The 15,739-nt window shown below is 73.0% G+C and carries 14 protein-coding genes; 2 read left to right on the top strand and 12 right to left on the bottom strand.

Annotated elements, in window-relative coordinates:
• Window positions 1-33: 33 nt before the first annotated feature.
• From ABEB09_RS16860 to pdhA, 7 genes are all read right to left on the bottom strand, one after another.
• Window positions 34-1,017 carry an NAD(P)H-quinone oxidoreductase gene (locus tag ABEB09_RS16860; RefSeq protein WP_345690748.1) on the bottom strand — a complete coding sequence of 328 codons (984 nt, stop codon included), beginning with the start codon at window positions 1,015-1,017 and terminating at the stop codon, window positions 34-36.
• A gap of 10 nt (window positions 1,018-1,027) precedes the next feature.
• Entirely contained in the window at window positions 1,028-2,158 is a 1,131-nt protein-coding gene (locus ABEB09_RS16855; protein WP_345690747.1) for a potassium channel family protein, read from the bottom strand.
• The gene (locus ABEB09_RS16850; RefSeq protein ID WP_345690746.1) at window positions 2,146-3,540 is read right to left on the bottom strand and encodes a molybdopterin molybdotransferase MoeA; all 1,395 of its coding nucleotides are present in this window, start codon (window positions 3,538-3,540) and stop codon (window positions 2,146-2,148) included. Before ABEB09_RS16850 ends, ABEB09_RS16855 begins: the two co-directional genes overlap by 13 nt.
• Window positions 3,537-4,481, bottom strand: coding sequence for an NTP transferase domain-containing protein (locus tag ABEB09_RS16845; protein ID WP_345690745.1), 945 nt, complete (start codon window positions 4,479-4,481; stop codon window positions 3,537-3,539). Before ABEB09_RS16845 ends, ABEB09_RS16850 begins: the two co-directional genes overlap by 4 nt.
• A 289-nt stretch (window positions 4,482-4,770) precedes the next feature.
• Entirely contained in the window at window positions 4,771-6,159 is a 1,389-nt protein-coding gene (locus ABEB09_RS16840; RefSeq protein ID WP_345690744.1) for a dihydrolipoamide acetyltransferase family protein, read from the bottom strand.
• Window positions 6,159-7,163 (bottom strand): alpha-ketoacid dehydrogenase subunit beta, encoded by a 1,005-nt coding sequence (locus ABEB09_RS16835; protein ID WP_345690743.1) that lies wholly within the window; start codon window positions 7,161-7,163, stop codon window positions 6,159-6,161. The genes ABEB09_RS16840 and ABEB09_RS16835 overlap by 1 nt, the downstream gene beginning before the upstream one ends.
• Window positions 7,160-8,302 carry a pyruvate dehydrogenase (acetyl-transferring) E1 component subunit alpha gene (gene pdhA, locus ABEB09_RS16830; RefSeq protein WP_345690742.1) on the bottom strand — a complete coding sequence of 381 codons (1,143 nt, stop codon included), beginning with the start codon at window positions 8,300-8,302 and terminating at the stop codon, window positions 7,160-7,162. Before pdhA ends, ABEB09_RS16835 begins: the two co-directional genes overlap by 4 nt.
• A gap of 183 nt (window positions 8,303-8,485) precedes the next feature.
• On the opposite strand from pdhA, the gene ABEB09_RS16825 reads away from it, so the two are divergent.
• The gene (locus ABEB09_RS16825) at window positions 8,486-9,013 is read left to right on the top strand and encodes an Lrp/AsnC family transcriptional regulator (protein ID WP_345690741.1); all 528 of its coding nucleotides are present in this window, start codon (window positions 8,486-8,488) and stop codon (window positions 9,011-9,013) included.
• Between the two features lie 64 nt (window positions 9,014-9,077).
• Here the strand turns inward: ABEB09_RS16825 and ABEB09_RS16820 are convergent, their stop codons facing one another.
• Together ABEB09_RS16820 and ABEB09_RS16815 are read right to left on the bottom strand one after the other, a co-directional pair.
• Window positions 9,078-9,671: a TetR/AcrR family transcriptional regulator gene (locus tag ABEB09_RS16820; protein ID WP_345690740.1), complete on the bottom strand. Its 594-nt coding sequence runs from the start codon at window positions 9,669-9,671 to the stop codon at window positions 9,078-9,080.
• Window positions 9,668-11,209 carry a 3-hydroxyacyl-CoA dehydrogenase gene (locus tag ABEB09_RS16815; RefSeq protein ID WP_345690739.1) on the bottom strand — a complete coding sequence of 514 codons (1,542 nt, stop codon included), beginning with the start codon at window positions 11,207-11,209 and terminating at the stop codon, window positions 9,668-9,670. Before ABEB09_RS16815 ends, ABEB09_RS16820 begins: the two co-directional genes overlap by 4 nt.
• A 123-nt stretch (window positions 11,210-11,332) precedes the next feature.
• On the opposite strand from ABEB09_RS16815, the gene paaN reads away from it, so the two are divergent.
• On the top strand, window positions 11,333-13,027 hold the full coding sequence (gene paaN, locus ABEB09_RS16810) for a phenylacetic acid degradation protein PaaN (RefSeq protein ID WP_345690738.1): 1,695 nt from the start codon (window positions 11,333-11,335) through the stop codon (window positions 13,025-13,027).
• Between the two features lie 58 nt (window positions 13,028-13,085).
• On the opposite strand, the gene ABEB09_RS16805 is transcribed toward paaN, so the two are convergent.
• From ABEB09_RS16805 to ABEB09_RS34960, 3 genes are read right to left on the bottom strand one after another with little or no spacing between them, the layout of a single operon-like run.
• Window positions 13,086-13,754, bottom strand: coding sequence for a TrmH family RNA methyltransferase (locus ABEB09_RS16805; protein ID WP_345693962.1), 669 nt, complete (start codon window positions 13,752-13,754; stop codon window positions 13,086-13,088).
• A 14-nt stretch (window positions 13,755-13,768) separates the two neighbouring features.
• Entirely contained in the window at window positions 13,769-14,986 is a 1,218-nt protein-coding gene (locus tag ABEB09_RS16800) for an HTTM domain-containing protein (RefSeq protein ID WP_345690737.1), read from the bottom strand.
• Window positions 14,983-15,636, bottom strand: a complete 654-nt coding sequence (locus tag ABEB09_RS34960) for a DUF5819 family protein (RefSeq protein ID WP_380840428.1) — start codon at window positions 15,634-15,636, stop codon at window positions 14,983-14,985. The genes ABEB09_RS16800 and ABEB09_RS34960 overlap by 4 nt, the downstream gene beginning before the upstream one ends.
• Window positions 15,637-15,739: the final 103 nt, after the last annotated feature.

The raw sequence follows: 15,739 nt of genomic DNA, 5'->3' as shown, positions 1-15,739 counted from the left end.
CGGGCCGTGACGTGTCCCGCGACAGCGCGCGGATCAGGACTCGTTGACCAGGAGCACCTTGCCGACGTGGCTGCTGTCCTCCAGGGTCCGGTGCGCCTCGGCCGCTTGTGCCATCGGGACCGTGCGGTCGACGACCGGGCGGACCGTCCCCGCCTCGATCAGGGGCCAGACGTGCTCCCGTACGGCCGCCACGATGGTGGCCTTCTCACTGAGCGGCCGGGCCCGCAGCGAAGCCGCCATCACGGCGGCACGCTTCTTCAGCAGCGCTCCCAGGTCCAGCTCGGCCTTCACCCCGCCCTGGAGGCCGATCACGGCGAGCCGTCCGTTCACGGCGAGGGCCCGCACGTTCCGCTCCAGGTACTTCGCGCCCATGATGTCGAGGATCACGTCCGCGCCGGCGCCGTCCGTCGCCTTGCGCACCTCCTCCACGAAGTCCTGCTCGCGGTAGTCGATGAGGACGTCGGCGCCCAGCTCCTCGCACCGCGCCAGCTTCTCCGGGCTGCCCGCCGTGACCGCGACCCGCGCGCCGACGGCCTTGCCCAGCTGGATCGCCATCGTGCCGATGCCGCTGCCGCCGCCGTGGACCAACAGGGTCTCGCCCGGGCGCAGATGGGCCACCATGAACACGTTCGCCCAGACCGTGGCCGTCACCTCGGGCAGAGCCGCCGCCGTGACGATGTCCATGCCCTTCGGCACCGGCAGCAGCTGCCCGGCGGGCACGGCGACCTTCTCGGCGTACCCGCCGCCCGCGAGCAGCGCGCACACCTCGTCGCCGACGGCCCAGCCCGAGACACCTGGGCCGACGGCCGCGATACGGCCGGAGCATTCGAGACCGGGGTAGCGGGACTCACCGGGGGGCGGGTCGTAGAACCCCCGCCGCTGCAGCACATCGGCACGGTTGACCCCGCTCGCCACCACGTCGAGGAGCACTTGGCCCTCGCCGGGCACCGGGTCGGGGACCTCGGCCCAGACCAGCGCTTCGGGACCACCGGGTTCCGGAATCGTGATCGCATGCATGGCCGCGAGGCTACTCCTGCACCACGCCGGGGCCGGAGCCGGGCAGAACCCCGTTGCCGGGGCGGCCGGCCAGGGGCACGCCCTTGCCCCGCACGATGGTGATGACCCGGTCGGTGAGCTGCAGGGGGCTCGCCTCGGGATCGTCGTAGCCGATCAGCCGGTGCCCGCGCAGCACACTCACCACCAGGTCGTTCAGCTCGCGCACGTTCTGGCCCGCCTCGGCCTTGGTGACCGGCCGCTCGACGATGTCGAGACCGGTGCCCTGCTGGATCAGCTCCTCCATCACGGTGCCGGCGCTGGGACTGAGCACGGACAGCCCGAGCAACCGCCCTGCGGCACTGGCGCTCGTGATGACGGCGTCGGCGCCGGACTGCCGCAGCAGCGGCGCGTTCTCCTCCTCGCGCACGGCGGCGACGATCTTCGCGCCCTTGTTGAGCTGGCGTGCCGTGAGCGTGACGAGCACCGCCGTGTCGTCGCGCTGGGTCGCGATGATGATCTGCCGCGCCCTCTGCACCTCGGCGCGCAGCAGCACCTCGCTGCGGGTGGCGTCGCCCACCACGCCGGTGAAGCCCTCGGCGTTGGCGGTCTCGATGACCTTGCTGCTGGGGTCGACGACGACGACCCGTTCCTTGCTCAGGCCGGTCGCGCTGAGCGTCTGGAGCGCGGAGCGGCCCTTCGTACCGAAGCCGACGACGACGGTGTGGTCACGCAAGGAGGACCTCCAGCGGTTGAGCCGCCACTCCTCCCGGGTGCGCTCCGTCAGGACCTCGAGAGTGGTGCCGACCAGGATGATCAGGAACAACACCCGCAGGGGCGTCACCACCAGGACATTGGTGAGGCGCGCGCTGGTGGTGTACGGCACGATGTCGCCGTAGCCCGTCGTGGACAGGGTCACGGTCGCGTAGTAGATGGCGTCGACCAAGCCGAGTTCGCCGCCCGCGCCGTCCTTGTAGCCGCGCCGGTCCAGCAGGACGACGACGACCGTGAGGGCCAGCACGAGCAGTGCGAGCGCCAGCCGCTTCCCGACCTGGCGCAGGGGGCGCTCGACGATCCGCCGGGGAAGCCGCACCCGGCTGGTGACCAGCTGTTCCTCGGCTCGGCGGGCGATGGCGTCCTGCCCGGAGAGTTTCACGTGAAACATCCCTCCCCTGCGGAGGCCGAGGCCGCCCAGGGCAGGCCCAGGACCTCCAGTGAGTCGCCCGGGCGGGCGCCCCCGGGCGGTACGACGGCGAGTCCTTCGGCCGCGGCCAGCCCGCGCAGCATGGCCGGGCCGGCGTAGTGCAGGGGTACGGCCTGCCCGGCACGGTGGACGACCGGGACGAGCCGGGTGTCGTACGGATGGCCCTGTACTTGGTCGCGTACGGGCGCCCGGTACGGCTCCTGGGGCCTGCGCCCGGCCAGGCCGCGCAGCAGCGGCTCGGCGAGAGTGAGCAGCCCGGAGACGGCGGCCAGCGGGTTGCCGGGGAGGCCGACGAGATATCGGTGGCTCTCCGGGCGATCGCCGGGGGCGAGGCGGGCCAGCAGCATGGGGTGACCCGGCCTCACCTTCACGCCGTCGACGAGCAGTTCGGCTCCGGCGGCGTGCAGGACGGGGTGGACGTGGTCGACGGGCCCGGCAGCCGTACCGCCCGTGGTGATCACGACGTCGGCCTCGCTGCCGGTGACCGCCTCGTGCAGCGCGGCGGCGTCGTCGCCGATGCGCCGCGTGGCGAGGACGTCGACGCCGAGGGTGCGCAGCCAGGGGCCCAGCATCGGGCCGAGGGCGTCCCGGATGAGCCCGTCGTGCGGAACGCCGGACGTCAGCAGCTCGTCGCCGAGGACCAGCACCTCCACGCGCGGGCGGACGACGGTGACCAGCTCGTCGTAGCCGGCGGCGGCCGCCATGCCGAGGACGGCCGGCGTCACCAGGGTGGCGGCGGGCAGGAGCTGGTCGCCGGAGCGGCACTCCTGGCCGCGCGGCCTGATGTCCTGCCCGGGGACGACCTCGCGCAGGGCGTGGAGATGGCCGCGCCCCGCGGTGCGGGAGCCCCCGGCTCCGCCGGGCTCGACGCGGGAGTGCTCGGTGCGGATGACGGCGGTCGTGTCGGGCGGGACACGCGCGCCGGTCGCGATGCGCACGGCCGTGCCGTCCGGAAGCGGGTCCGATCCGGCGTGGCCTGCGAGGACGGAGCCCTCGTCGCTGATCTCCCAGGGGCCGGGCCCGGCGACGGCCCAGCCGTCCATGGCGGAGGTGTCGAAGGACGGCAGGTCGGTGAGCGCCGGGAGGGGTTCGGCGAGGATCCGGCCGAGCGCGGCGTCGAGCGGTACCCGGCGGGACGGGACGGGCGCGGCACGTCCGGCGTGGGCGGCGGTGTCACGCGCCCGGTCCCAGGGGGTCGCCCGGTGGCCGTGCGGGTCCCTGCCGGGCTCCTTGTCGTCCCGATTCCGGGCAGGTGCCTGCTCACGGCGCCCGGCGGGGGGTCCGAGGAGGGCCAGGGCCTCGTCGATGCCGTCGGCCTCGGCGGCCGCTTCCGGTTCGGTCATCCCGCGTCGGTCCCGCCCGTGTGGGTCTCGCCGGCGTCGGTCCTGCCCGCGTCGGCTTTGCCCATGGTGTGGTCGTCCTTGGCATGGGCGCCTGTCCCGGGCTCCTGCGCGGACTCGTCCGCCCAGCGCCGCGCGAGGGCGGCAGCCTTGGCTGTGGCCTCGGCGACCGCGGCGGGGTCGTCCCCGCCCGCCTTGGCGGCCGCGTACCCCACCAGGAACGTGGTGAGCGGCGCGGCGGGTCGGGCGACACCGTGGGCGGCGTCGCGGGCCAGGTCGAGCAGGAGGCCGGTGTCGACGTCCAGTTCGATGCCGAGTTCGGCCTTGACTGCGGTGATCCATTCGTCCAGCACGGTCCCATGCTCCCTGATGCGGGCCCGGGCCCTGGCAAGGTCCTCCCAGGTGTCGCAGTCGAACGCGGCGAGCGGCCGGGCGGGGACGCGGTCGAGGTCCAGCTCCTGGGTCAGCAGGCGCAGCGGCAGACCGGACAGTCCGCCGTGCTCGGCGGCGAGCAGCGCGATCTCGCGACGCAACGGCTCCGTGCGGTACGCGGCGAGGAGCGGCTGGTCGCGCCCGTCGGCGTCCACGGACAGCACGGCTTCGCCGCTCCCGGCGGCGAGCGCGTCCACCAGCTCCCGCAGGGTGCCGCCGTCCAGGAACGGGAGGTCGCCGCCGAGGACGACCAGGGTGTCCGCCTCCACGTGCCGCACGCCTGCGGCCAGGGCCACGAGGGGCCCGCCACCTGGCGGCTCCTCCCGCGTCCAGACGACGGGCGTGGCGGTGGGCCGGCGCCCGCCCACGACGACGACGCGGCCGGCGTCCCGGCAGGCCGCCAGTACCCGGTCGAGCAGGGCGCGCCCGCCCACGCTCAGCCCGGGTTTGTCGGCACCGCCGAGCCGCTTCGCGGCCCCTCCCGCCAGCACGACGACGTCAAATCCGCTCACGCGCCCAGTATGGTCGCCCCCTGCCGCGCCGAACCCGGTGTCCCACCCTGCGGACGGCGCAGGGCCGCCGCCGTGGGCGCGGCGGGTGGACCGGACGCCCGTGGACCCAGCCCCGCGCGGCTACCGGGCCGCGGGGCACAGGTCCGCGCACTGCGGGCCACAGGGTGCGCGCCCCGCGGCTGTGGCGTGCGCGCCGCGGGGCTACAGGCGCACGCCGCCGGTCTGTACGGCCGCGCGCTGCGGATCCACGGGTCACTGGGGGCTGCGCGGATCCACAGGTCGCCGCGGGCTACAGGGTGCGCAGCAGCACCGCCGGGTGTTCCACGCAGTCGGCGACGTAGCGGAGGAAGCCGCCCGCCGTGCCGCCGTCGCAGACGCGGTGGTCGAACGTGAGGGACAGCTGGACCACCTGGCGCACGGCCAGTTCGCCCTGGTGCACCCATGGCTTGGGCACGATCCGCCCCACGCCCAGCATGGCCGCCTCGGGGTGGTTGATGATCGGCGTCGAGCCGTCCACCCCGAACACGCCGTAGTTGTTCAGCGTGAACGTGCCGCCGGTGAGGTCGGCAGGGGTCAGCCTGCCCTCGCGTGCCGCTTCCGTCATCCGGGCGAACTCGGCGGTCAGCGACTCCGCCGTGCGCCGGTGAGCGTCACGTACGACCGGGACGACGAGGCCCCGCTCGGTCTGGGCCGCGAAGCCCAGGTGCACCTCGGGCAGCCGGACGATCTCGCGGGCCGCCATGTCCACCGTGGAGTTCAGCTCCGGGTAGCGGGCGAGCGCGGCCGTGCAGATCCGGGCCAGCAGTGCCAGCAGCGAGATCTTCGGGCCCCCGGCGGCGTTCATGGCGGCGCGCGCGGCCATCAGCTCCGTCGCGTCGGCGTCCACCCAGCAGGTCGCGTCCGGTATCTCCTGGCGGCTGCGGGTCAGCTTGTCGGCGACGGCACCCCGTACGCCGCGCAGCGGGACCCGCTCACCGGCGACGGCTGCGGCCTTCGCGGGCACTGCCTGCGGCGCGGCGGCGGGCGCCTCGGCGGCGGCCGCGGCGCGCTCGACGTCCGCGCGCAGGATCAGCCCGTCCGGGCCGGAGCCGTGCAGTTGCCGCAGGTCGATGCCCCGTTCCCGGGCCAGCTTCCGGACGAGCGGCGAGATCACCGGCACGGGGCCGTCGGCCACCGGTGCGGGAGCGGCGGCCGGGGCCGCGGGGATGGCCTGCGGGGCTGGGCCGGCCGGTGCCGCAGGCGCAGCGGGTGCCGCGGGCGCCGCCGCGGCGGGTGTCTGCGGGCGCAGGCGGCGTCGGCGCCCGGCCGGCGCGCCGGTGCCGTACCCGACGAGCACGTTCCCGGAGCCCTCCTCGGCCGCGGCCGCGCCCTTGCCGGCGGCGCCGGACTGTGGGGCAGCCTGCGGGGCAGCCGTCTCCTGCGGGAGGGACGAGGCACCCACGGCGACGGTCAACAGCGGGGCACCGACGGGCAGTTCCTGCCCCTCCTCGCCGAACCGGGCGGTGACCACCCCGCCGTACGGGCACGGCACCTCGACCATGGCCTTGGCCGTCTCGACCTCGACGACCGGCTGGTCGACGGCGACGACGTCCCCGACGGCGACGAGCCAGCGCACGATCTCCGCCTCGGTGAGGCCCTCCCCGAGGTCCGGCAGCTTGAACTCCAGTACCTGGGCCATCAGTTCTCCGCCTCCCACTGGAGCCGGGCAACCGCGTCCAGGACCCGGTCCACTCCCGGCAGATGGTGCCGCTCCAGCATCGGCGGCGGGTACGGGATGTCGAAGCCGGCGACGCGCAGCACGGGCGCCTCCAGGTGGTGGAAGCACCGCTCGGTGACCCGTGCGGCGATCTCCGCGCCCGGCCCGGCGAAGCCGTTGGACTCGTGGACCACGACGGCCCGCCCCGTGCGCCGTACGGACGCACAGACCGTCTCGTCGTCGAACGGCACGAGGGAGCGCAGGTCGACGACCTCCAGGTCCCAGCCCTCCGCCTGGGCGGCCTCGGCGGCCTCCAGGCAGACGGGCACGGACGGGCCGTAGGTGATGAGGGTGGCGCTGCGGCCGGTGCGCCGCACCACGGCGCGGCCTATCGGCTCCACCGCTGCGGGCGCGTCGGGCGACCAGTCGGACTTGGACCAGTACAGCCGCTTGGGCTCCAGGAAGACGACCGGGTCGTCGGAGGCGATGGCGGCTCTCAGCAGCCCGTAGGCGTCGGCGACGGTCGCGGGCGTGACGACGTGGAGGCCGGGCGTCGCCATGTAGTACGCCTCGGAGGAGTCGCTGTGGTGCTCGACGCCGCCGATGCCGCCGCCGTACGGCACGCGGACGACGATCGGCAGCGGCATCGCGCCGCGCGTGCGGTTCCGCATGCGCGCCACATGGCTGATCAGCTGCTCGAACGCCGGGTAGGCGAACGCGTCGAACTGCATCTCGACGACGGGCCGCAGCCCGTACATCGCCATGCCGACGGCCGTGCCGAGGATGCCGGCCTCGGCGAGCGGGGTGTCCGTGCACCGGTCCTCGCCGAACTCCTTGGCGAGTCCGTCGGTGACGCGGAAGACGCCGCCGAGCGTGCCCACGTCCTCGCCCATGACGTGGACGGTCGGGTCCTCGGCCATCGCGTCGCGCATGGCCCGCTGGAGGGCCTGCGCCATGGTGGCGGGCTTGGCTGCCACGGTGGTCATCGCACGTCACCTTCCGCTTCCGCGGCCAGCTCGGCCCTGAGCTGCGCGGCCTGTTCCCGCAGCTGCGCGGTCTGCTCGGCGAAGACGTGGGCGAACAGGTCCATGGGGTCGAGTTCGGCGTCGGCGTTCATCCGCTCGCGCAGCCGCGCGGCCATCCTCTCGGCGTCCTCGGCGGCTTCCCGTATGCCGTCCTCGTCGATCAGTCCACGGTCCTTCAGCTCGCGCTCCAGCAGCTGGATCGGGTCGTGCTGCCGCCAGGCCTCGACCTCGCCGTCCCCGCGGTACCGCGTGGCGTCGTCGGCGTTGGTGTGGGCGTCGATGCGGTACGTCACGGCCTCGACGAGGGTGGGGCCGCCGCCGCGCCGGGCGCGGGCCACCGCCTCGGAGAGCACCTGGTGCACGGCCGCGGCGTCGTTGCCGTCGACGAGCCGTCCGGGCATCCCGTAGCCGACGGCCTTGTGGGCCAGCGACGGGGCGGCGGTCTGCTTGGCGAGCGGCACGGAGATCGCGAAGCCGTTGTTCTGCACGAGGAAGACGACGGGCGCCTGCCAGACGGCGGCGAAGTTCAGCGCCTCGTGGAAGTCGCCCTCGCTGGTGCCGCCGTCGCCGACCATGGCCAGCGCCACGACGTCGTCGCCCTTGAGGCGGGCGGCGTGCGCCAGGCCCACGGCGTGCGGGAGCTGCGTGGCGAGCGGCGTGCACAGGGGGGCGATGCGGTGCTCGTGCGGGTCGTAGCCGGTGTGCCAGTCGCCCCGCAGCAGGGTCAGGGCCTGGACGGGGTCGAGCCCGCGCGCCACGGCGGCCAGGGTGTCGCGGTACGACGGGAAGAGCCAGTCCCGGTCCTCCAGCACCAGCGCGGCGGCCACCTCACAGGCCTCCTGGCCCGTGCTGGACGGGTAGACCGCCAGCCGGCCCTGCTTCGTGAGCGCGGTCGCCTGCGTGTTGTACCGGCGGCCGCGGACCAGCTCGGCGTACAGCCGGCGCAGCACCGCGGGGGCGAAACCGGCCGCGGCGTCCGTGCCGAGCACGCGGTACGGCTCGGGGTCCGGGAGCAGCGGTGCGGGGTCGGTGCGCGGCTTCCACGCCGGGGGCGGGGTGGGCCGGTAAGAGGCCGCACCTGGCAGCTCTTGGACCGTCATGACAGCACCTCCTCGTGGGAGTGGGCATAAGACCCGAGGGGCGGCGCGGAATGTGGCGCGCCTCACCTACCGATTGTTCGGTCGTGGATCCATTTTGGCTACAGGCACCTTCAGCCTGTGGACAAACGGTTCTCCACAGCCTGGGATAGGAACAGGTCGTCCACGAGAGAGAGGCGGGGGGACATGGCAGCTGAACAAATGGCTGAGATCTGGGAGCAGGGGCCGAAGAGCGACGACCAGACACCGCCGCCGCGCCCGCTCGACGCCATCGACCGCGACATCCTGCGGATCCTCCAAACGGACGGCCGCGCGTCGATACGCTCCGTGGCCGAGCGGGTCCATGTGTCGCGGGCAAACGCGTACGCGCGGATCAACCGGCTGATCGACGACGGGGTGATCCGCGGCTTCAGCGCCCGCGTCAACCACGAACGAGCAGGTCAGGGCGCATCCGCCTACATCACGCTCAAGATCGTGCAGAACTCGTGGCGGACGGTGCGCGAGCAGTTGCAGGCGCTCCCGGGCGCCGCGCACATCGCGCTGGTCAGCGGGGACTTCGATGTGCTGCTGCTGGTGCACACGCCGGACAACCGCAGCCTGCGCGAGCTGGTCCTGACGAAACTCCAGGCCATCCCGGAGGTGCTGTCGACCCGCACGCTGCTGGTCTTCGAGGAGACCGACCTGAACCGCAGGCCGGTCACGGGCGAGGCGTAGGACCCCGCCCGTCCCAGCGGTTTTCGGCCGGTCTTCCCGGCCGTCTTCCAGGTATGGGGCCGGTTCAGTGGCCGGTGCGCAGGCCGTCGAAGGCGAGCCGTACGACGGTGTCGGCGAGCTGCTGACGGTCGGCGCCGTCGGCCGGCTGCGGGCGGTACCACTCGACGAGCGAGTTGACCATGCCGAAGAGCAGCCGGGTGGCGAGCCTTATGTCCACGTCGGAGCGCAGGTCGCCGTCGGCGGCCGCCGCCTTCATCAGGTCGGCGATCCGCTGGTCGAACTCGCGGCGTCGCTCCAGGGCCCAACGCTCGGTCTTCGTGTTGCCGCGCACCCGCAGCAGGAGCGTCACATAGGGCAGTTCGTCCATCAGCACCTCGACGGTGCGCCGCGTGACGTACTCGACCCGCTCGATGGCCCTGCCGCGCGTGGCGGCGGGCTCGTCGAGGACGACGAACAGCCCGTCCAGCGCACGGCTCACCGCACGCCTCAGCAGCTCCTCCTTGCCGGCGACGTGGTGGTAGATCGACGACTTCGAGATGCCGGCCGCCTTGGAGAGGTGCTCCATGGACGTGCCGTCGTAGCCGCGCTCGTTGAAGACCCGGACGGCGACGGAGAGCAGCGTCTCGGGCGTGTACGTGTCGCGCCTGGTGGTGGTCATCGCCCTGCCTCCGGCTTCTCGTCGGCGTAGGCGTGGCGGAACAGCGCCAGGGAAGGCGCGTACCGCCCCGAGGGTTCCCGCTCGTGCATCTCGTCCAGCACCGAACTCGCCCAGGACTTGCCCAGCTTCCGGCTCCACTCCAGGGGGCCGAGCGGGTAGTTCACGCCGAGGCGCATCGCGGTGTCGATGTCCTCCTCGGTGGCCACGCCCTTGGCCACGGCCTCGTGCGCGAGGTCGATCAGCCGGGCCACGGTCCGGGCGACGATCATGCCCGGGACGTCGCCGATGACGCTCACCTTCTTGCCGAGGGCCTGGAAGAGCCCGATCGCCTGGCCGAGCGTCTCGGGGGACGTGTCGGGCCCGGCGGCCAGCGCGATACGGGTCGCCTCGCGGTAGTCGAGGGCCAGGTCGAAGTAGACGACGTCGCGGAACTCCACGGACGTCTGCCCGTCGGCGAGCGCCAGCTGGCCGCCGCTGGGCAGCTGGAGGCGGGTGCCGTGGTCGTCTTCCTCCTCGCGCACCTCGATCCCGGCCTCGCGGATCAGGTCGATCACCTGTCCGGCCGGGGCGAGGTCGCCCTCGACGACGACGTACGCGGGCGGCTGCGCGGGCTCCGCGGTGTGCGGCTCGGGGCGGTGCGCCCCCTCCTCGTACGCGTACCAGCCGCGGCCCGCCTTGCGGCCGAGCATGCCCGCCTCGACGAGGCGGCGCTGGGCGAGCGAGGGCCGGAACCTGGGGTCCTGGAAGAAGGCCTCCCACACGGAACGCGTGACGGCCTCGTTGACGTCGTGGCCGATCAGGTCGGTCAGCTCGAAGGCGCCCATGCGGAAGCCGCCGCACTCGCGCAGGACGGCGTCGATGGTGGCCGGGTCGGCGGCCTGCTCCTCGTAGACCGCGAACGCCTCCGCGTAGAAGGGGCGGGCGAGGCGGTTGACGATGAAGCCCGGTGTGTCGGCGCAGGCCACGGGCGTCTTGCCCCAGGCGCGGGCCGTCTCGTACGCGCGCGTGGCGGACGCGATGTCGGTCGCGTAGCCGCTGACGACCTCGACGAGCGGCATCAGCGGTGCCGGGTTGAAGAAGTGCAGTCCGACGAACCGGCCGGGCAGGCGCAGCGCGCCCGCGATGGCGGTGACGGAGAGAGAGGACGTGTTGGTGGCGAGCAGGCAGTCGTCGCCGACGATGTCCTCCAGGGCCGCGAACAGCTCCTGCTTGACCGCGAGCCGCTCCACGACGGCCTCGACGACGAGCACGGAGTCCGCCAGCTCGTCCAGGCTGCCGGCGGGGTGGAGGCGGGCCGCGGCGGCGTCCCGGGCGTCCGCACTCATCCGGCCTTTCTCGACCAGCCGGTCGAGCCGGCCGAAGATGGCGTCCGCGGCCTTCGCGGCGCGGTCGGGGGCGGCGTCGTAGAGGCGCACCGGATGCCCGGCGACCAGGGCGATCTGGGCGATTCCCTGGCCCATCGTTCCGGTACCGACGACGGCGACCGTGCCGGCCGGGTCGGTGGTGTGCGCCATCCGCGTGGCCTCTGTGTCGGTCATGTCAGTGATCCTCCCCGATCCGCTGTCCACAGGTTCGACAGACCCCCTTGTACCGACCGATCGTTCGGTTACTCTAGCTCTGTCCGCCTGTCCCTGCCCAGCTCGACGAGGAGTTGGTCCGTCATGGCCGCCGCGCAGCTCACCACCGACCACCTGACCGAGAAGCACCGCTCCACACTCGACCAGGCCCTGGAGGCGATCCGTACGCGCGCCTACTGGTCCCCGCACCCCGAGCACCCCAAGGCCTACGGCGAGAACGGCTCGCTGAGCGCCGCCGACGGGCTCGCCGCCCACAAGGCGACGCTCCAGTCCCGCTTCGAGCTGGACCAGCCCGGGACGGACGGCTGGACGGGCGGCGAAGTCTCCCCGTACGGCCCGGAGTTGGGCGTCGAGTATCCGCACGCCGACGTGGACGTGCTGCTGCCCGCCATGCGCGCGGGCCTGGCGGCGTGGCGGGACGCTGGACCGGAGCTGCGCGCCCTGGTCTGCCTGGAGATCCTGGCGCGGATCAGCGCCCGTACGCACGAGTTCGCCCACGCCGTGATGCACACAAGCGGCCAGGCCTTCATGATGGCCTTCCAGGCGGGCGGCCCGCACGCGCAGGACCGCGGCCTGGAGGCCGTCGCCTACGCCTACGCGGAGCAGGTGCGCACGCCCCTGGCCGCCGACTGGTCGAAGCCGCAGGGCAAGCGGGACCCTCTGGAGCTGCGCAAGACGTTCACCGCGGTCGGCCGTGGCGTCGCCCTGCTGATCGGCTGCAACACCTTCCCGACCTGGAACGGCTACCCGGGCCTGTTCGCCTCGCTGGCGACGGGCAACGCGGTGCTGGTCAAGCCGCACCCCCGCGCGGCCCTGCCGCTGGCCCTGACCGTGCGGATCGCCCGGGACGTGCTGGCCGAGGCGGGCTTCGACCCGAACCTGGTGGCGCTCGCCGCCGAGCGGCCCGGCGAAGGCATCGCCAAGACCCTGGCGGTGCGCCCGGAGATCCGGATCATCGATTACACGGGCTCCACGTCGTTCGGCGACTGGCTGGAGGACAACGCCCGCCAGGCGCAGGTGTACACGGAGAAGGCCGGCGTCAACACCGTCGTGATCGACTCCACGGACGACTACAAGGGGATGCTCTCCAACCTGGCGTTCTCGCTGTCCCTGTACAGCGGCCAGATGTGCACCACCCCGCAGAACCTGCTGATCCCGCGCGACGGCATCACGACGGAGGCGGGACCCAAGTCGTACGACGAGGTGGTCGCCGACCTGGCGGCCGCCGTGGACGGGCTGCTCGGTGACGACGCGCGGGCGAACGCCCTGCTGGGCGCGCTGGTGAACCCGGACGTCAAGGCCCGCCTGGAGGCGGCGGCCGGTCTCGGCGAGGTCGCGCTGGCCTCCCGCGAGATCGCCAACCCCGACTTCCCCGACGCCGTCGTGCGCACTCCGGTGCTGGTCAAGCTGGACGGGGCCAAGCCGGACTCCGAGGCCGCGTACATGTCGGAGTGCTTCGGGCCGGTCGCCTTCGCGGTGGCCGTCGACTCGACGGACGACGCGCTGGAGCTGCTGCGCCGCACGGTGCGGGAGAAGGGCGCGATGACGGTCGGCGCGTACACCACGTCGACCGAGGTGGAGCGGGCCGTCGAGGAGGTCTGCCTGGAGGAGTCCGCGCAGCTGTCGCTGAACCTCACGGGCGGGGTGTACGTGAACCAGACCGCCGCGTTCTCCGACTTCCACGGCTCGGGCGGCAACCCGGCCGCGAACGCCGCCCTGTGCGACGGTGCCTTCGTGGCGAACCGCTTCCGGGTCGTCGAGGTCCGCCGCCAGGCCTGAGCCCGTCGGGCCCGGGGCGTCCGGCCCGGGGCCCGTCGGCCACCCGGAGCGGGTCCGGTCAGGCAGGAGCGTCGGTGATCTCCGCGTAGCGCTGCACCCAGGCGTGCATGGCGATCGCCGCCGCCGCTCCGGCGTTGATGGAGCGGGTCGAGCCGAACTGGGCGATGGAGCACACCATCCGCGCGTGCTTCCTCGCCTCCTCGGTGAGGCCGGGGCCCTCCTGCCCGAACAGCAGCACACAGCGGCGGGGCAACACGGTCCGCTCCAGCGGCACCGCACCCGGCAGGTTGTCGATGCCGATGATCGGCAGGTCCTCGGCCTCGGCCCACGCCGTCAGGGACGCGGTATCGGGGTGGTGGCGCACGTGCTGGTACCGGTCGGTGACCATCGCACCGCGCCGGTTCCAGCGACGCCGGCCCACGATGTGGATCTCCTTCGCCAGGAAGGCGTTGGCGGTCCGCACGACCGAGCCGATGTTGAAGTCGTGGCCCCAGTTCTCCACGGCCACATGGAAGTCATGGCGCCGGGTGTCGAGCTCGGCGACGATGGCCTCGCGCGTCCAGTAGCGGTAGCGGTCGACGACATTGCGCCGGTCGCCCCCGGCGAGCAGCTCGGGGTCGTACCGCTCGCCCTGCGGCCAGGGCAGGGGGTGCGGGCCGACGCCGACCTCGTCGCCGTAGCCGTCGTCGTACTGAAGCGGCTCGCCGGCGGGGGTGGTGCTGGGCATGGGGGTCTCGCTGCTCACCCGACGAGGGTACGGGCACTGTCCTCGTCGGTCGCCGTCCGCTGCCCCGGCACCGCTCCCCGGCGGGGGAGCAGCCGGCGGCCGGCCCACAGCGCCCGGCCCTCCAGCCACAGCAGGAAGGCGGTCGGCAGGAAGACCGCGTCCGCGGTGATCATCGCCAGCGAGAAGATCGGCAGCCCGAGCAGGACCGCGATGCCCGCGTGCTCCAGCATCATCACCGCGAGCAGGACGTTCTTGACCCGCCGGTTGAACAGCGTGAACGGGAAGGCGACCTGCACGATGACCGTGCCGTACGTGATGAGCATGACCATCACACCACTCGCGGCGAGCAGGTCCGACAGGGCGGGCCACGGGGTGAAGTAGTCCAGCTTGAGCGGGAAGTACAGGGCGGTGCCGTCCTGCCAGCGCGAGCCCTGGATCTTGTACCAGCCCGCCGTCGCGTAGATCAGGCAGACCTCGGCCATGATCACGGCGAGTGTGGCGTTGTGGATCAGATTGGCGACGACGTCGAGGAATGTACGGGGCTCCCCCGGGGCGACGTGTCCGATCAGCCACCACACCCCCTGCGCCACCCACAGGAGCCACAGAAGCCACAGAAGCCACGGTTCGCCGGTCCGGTCACGGAAGAGCGTCACGGCGACGAGACCGAAGCCCAGCACCGCCCACAGCAGCACCCCCACCGGGTCGAAGGCGTTCCCGCGCCGGGCGAGCCGCCGGGCGTCGAGCGACCAGACGCGACCACAGCGGGTGAGCACGAGGTAGATCGCCATGAGGTGGACGACGTTGTCGCCACCGTCGCCCATGAAGACGGAGCGATTCTGCAGCGACAGCACTCCCACCATGAAGAGCACCGAGGTCGCGCGGGTGTGCCAGCCCAGCATCAGCAGGACGCTGGAGAGCATGGCGAGGACGTACACGATCTCGAACCAGATCGTGGAGTCGGACCACATCAGGACGGTGAAGGAGCGGTTGCTCGCGATGAGCTGCTGGGTCATGTCCCAGGACCACGGGCCCTGCGGGCCGTACAGCTCGTGCCGGTGCGGGAACTCCCGCAGCAGGAAGAAGAGCCAGGTGGCCGCGAAGCCGATGCGGACGACGGCGGACTGGTAGGGCCCGAGGGCGGTACTGGTGGCGCGCTGGACGGCACGGGCGAGCCGGCGGTCGAGCGGCTCGCGTGCGGCGGGCCGGCCGGGGGCGGGACGGGTCGCATTCATCGGGCCGCCTCCCCCGCGCGTCCACCGCTGACGCCACCGGGCAGGTCCGCGGCTGTGACCGTCCACCAGGGCAGCTCCCGGTAGTAGGGGCGGGTGTCGATCTTCTCGTCGCTCCACGGCGGGGCGGCGACGCCCCGGGTCGACGAGCGCACCTGTATCCGTTCGATCCTTCCGCCGAGCTGGTGGTTCTCCAGGCGCATCATGGCGATGCGGCGGATGTAGCGCTCGGAGAGCCGGGCGCGCAGCCCGCCCTTCTGGCTGTCGTCGGCGTGCCAGTTCGCATAGAAGTCCCAGGCACGGCGCAGTTCGTTCTGCTGCACGTGGCTGGGGAGGGGGTTGTGGCGGATCGCCGCGCCGTCCTCGGCGGACAGGTCGATCCACGGGGTGATCCTTCGGCCGCCGTCGGCCTCGACCTCGGCGCGGACCTGGACGGCGATGTTCTGCTGGAGCGGGTTCGGGGCGAAGAGCTTCCAGTTCTGCTCGAACTCGGGCAGGACCCAGTCGTCGACCGCCTTGCCGTGCTGCTTCGTCAGCGTGTTCGAGGGGGCGACGTGGAGGAAGACCATGCCCAGGTGGAGGCAGGCGACGAAGCCGATGGCGGCCAGGGCGACGGCGGCGGCGGCCTGGTAGGGCAGGGAGAGAGCGGCCATACCTGTCCGGGCCTCGGACTGGACGTCGGGCTCCGCCTCGGTCTCTGCCTCTTTCTCTGTCTGAGCCTGGGTCGGCTCGGTCCGAGCCTGCGTCTCGACGTCA

The organism is Streptomyces coeruleoprunus, from assembly GCF_039542925.1.
Lineage (GTDB): Bacteria > Actinomycetota > Actinomycetes > Streptomycetales > Streptomycetaceae > Streptomyces > Streptomyces coeruleoprunus.
The sequence above is the reverse complement of the archived record's forward strand: the minus strand, read 5'-3'. Positions and strand labels throughout refer to the sequence as shown.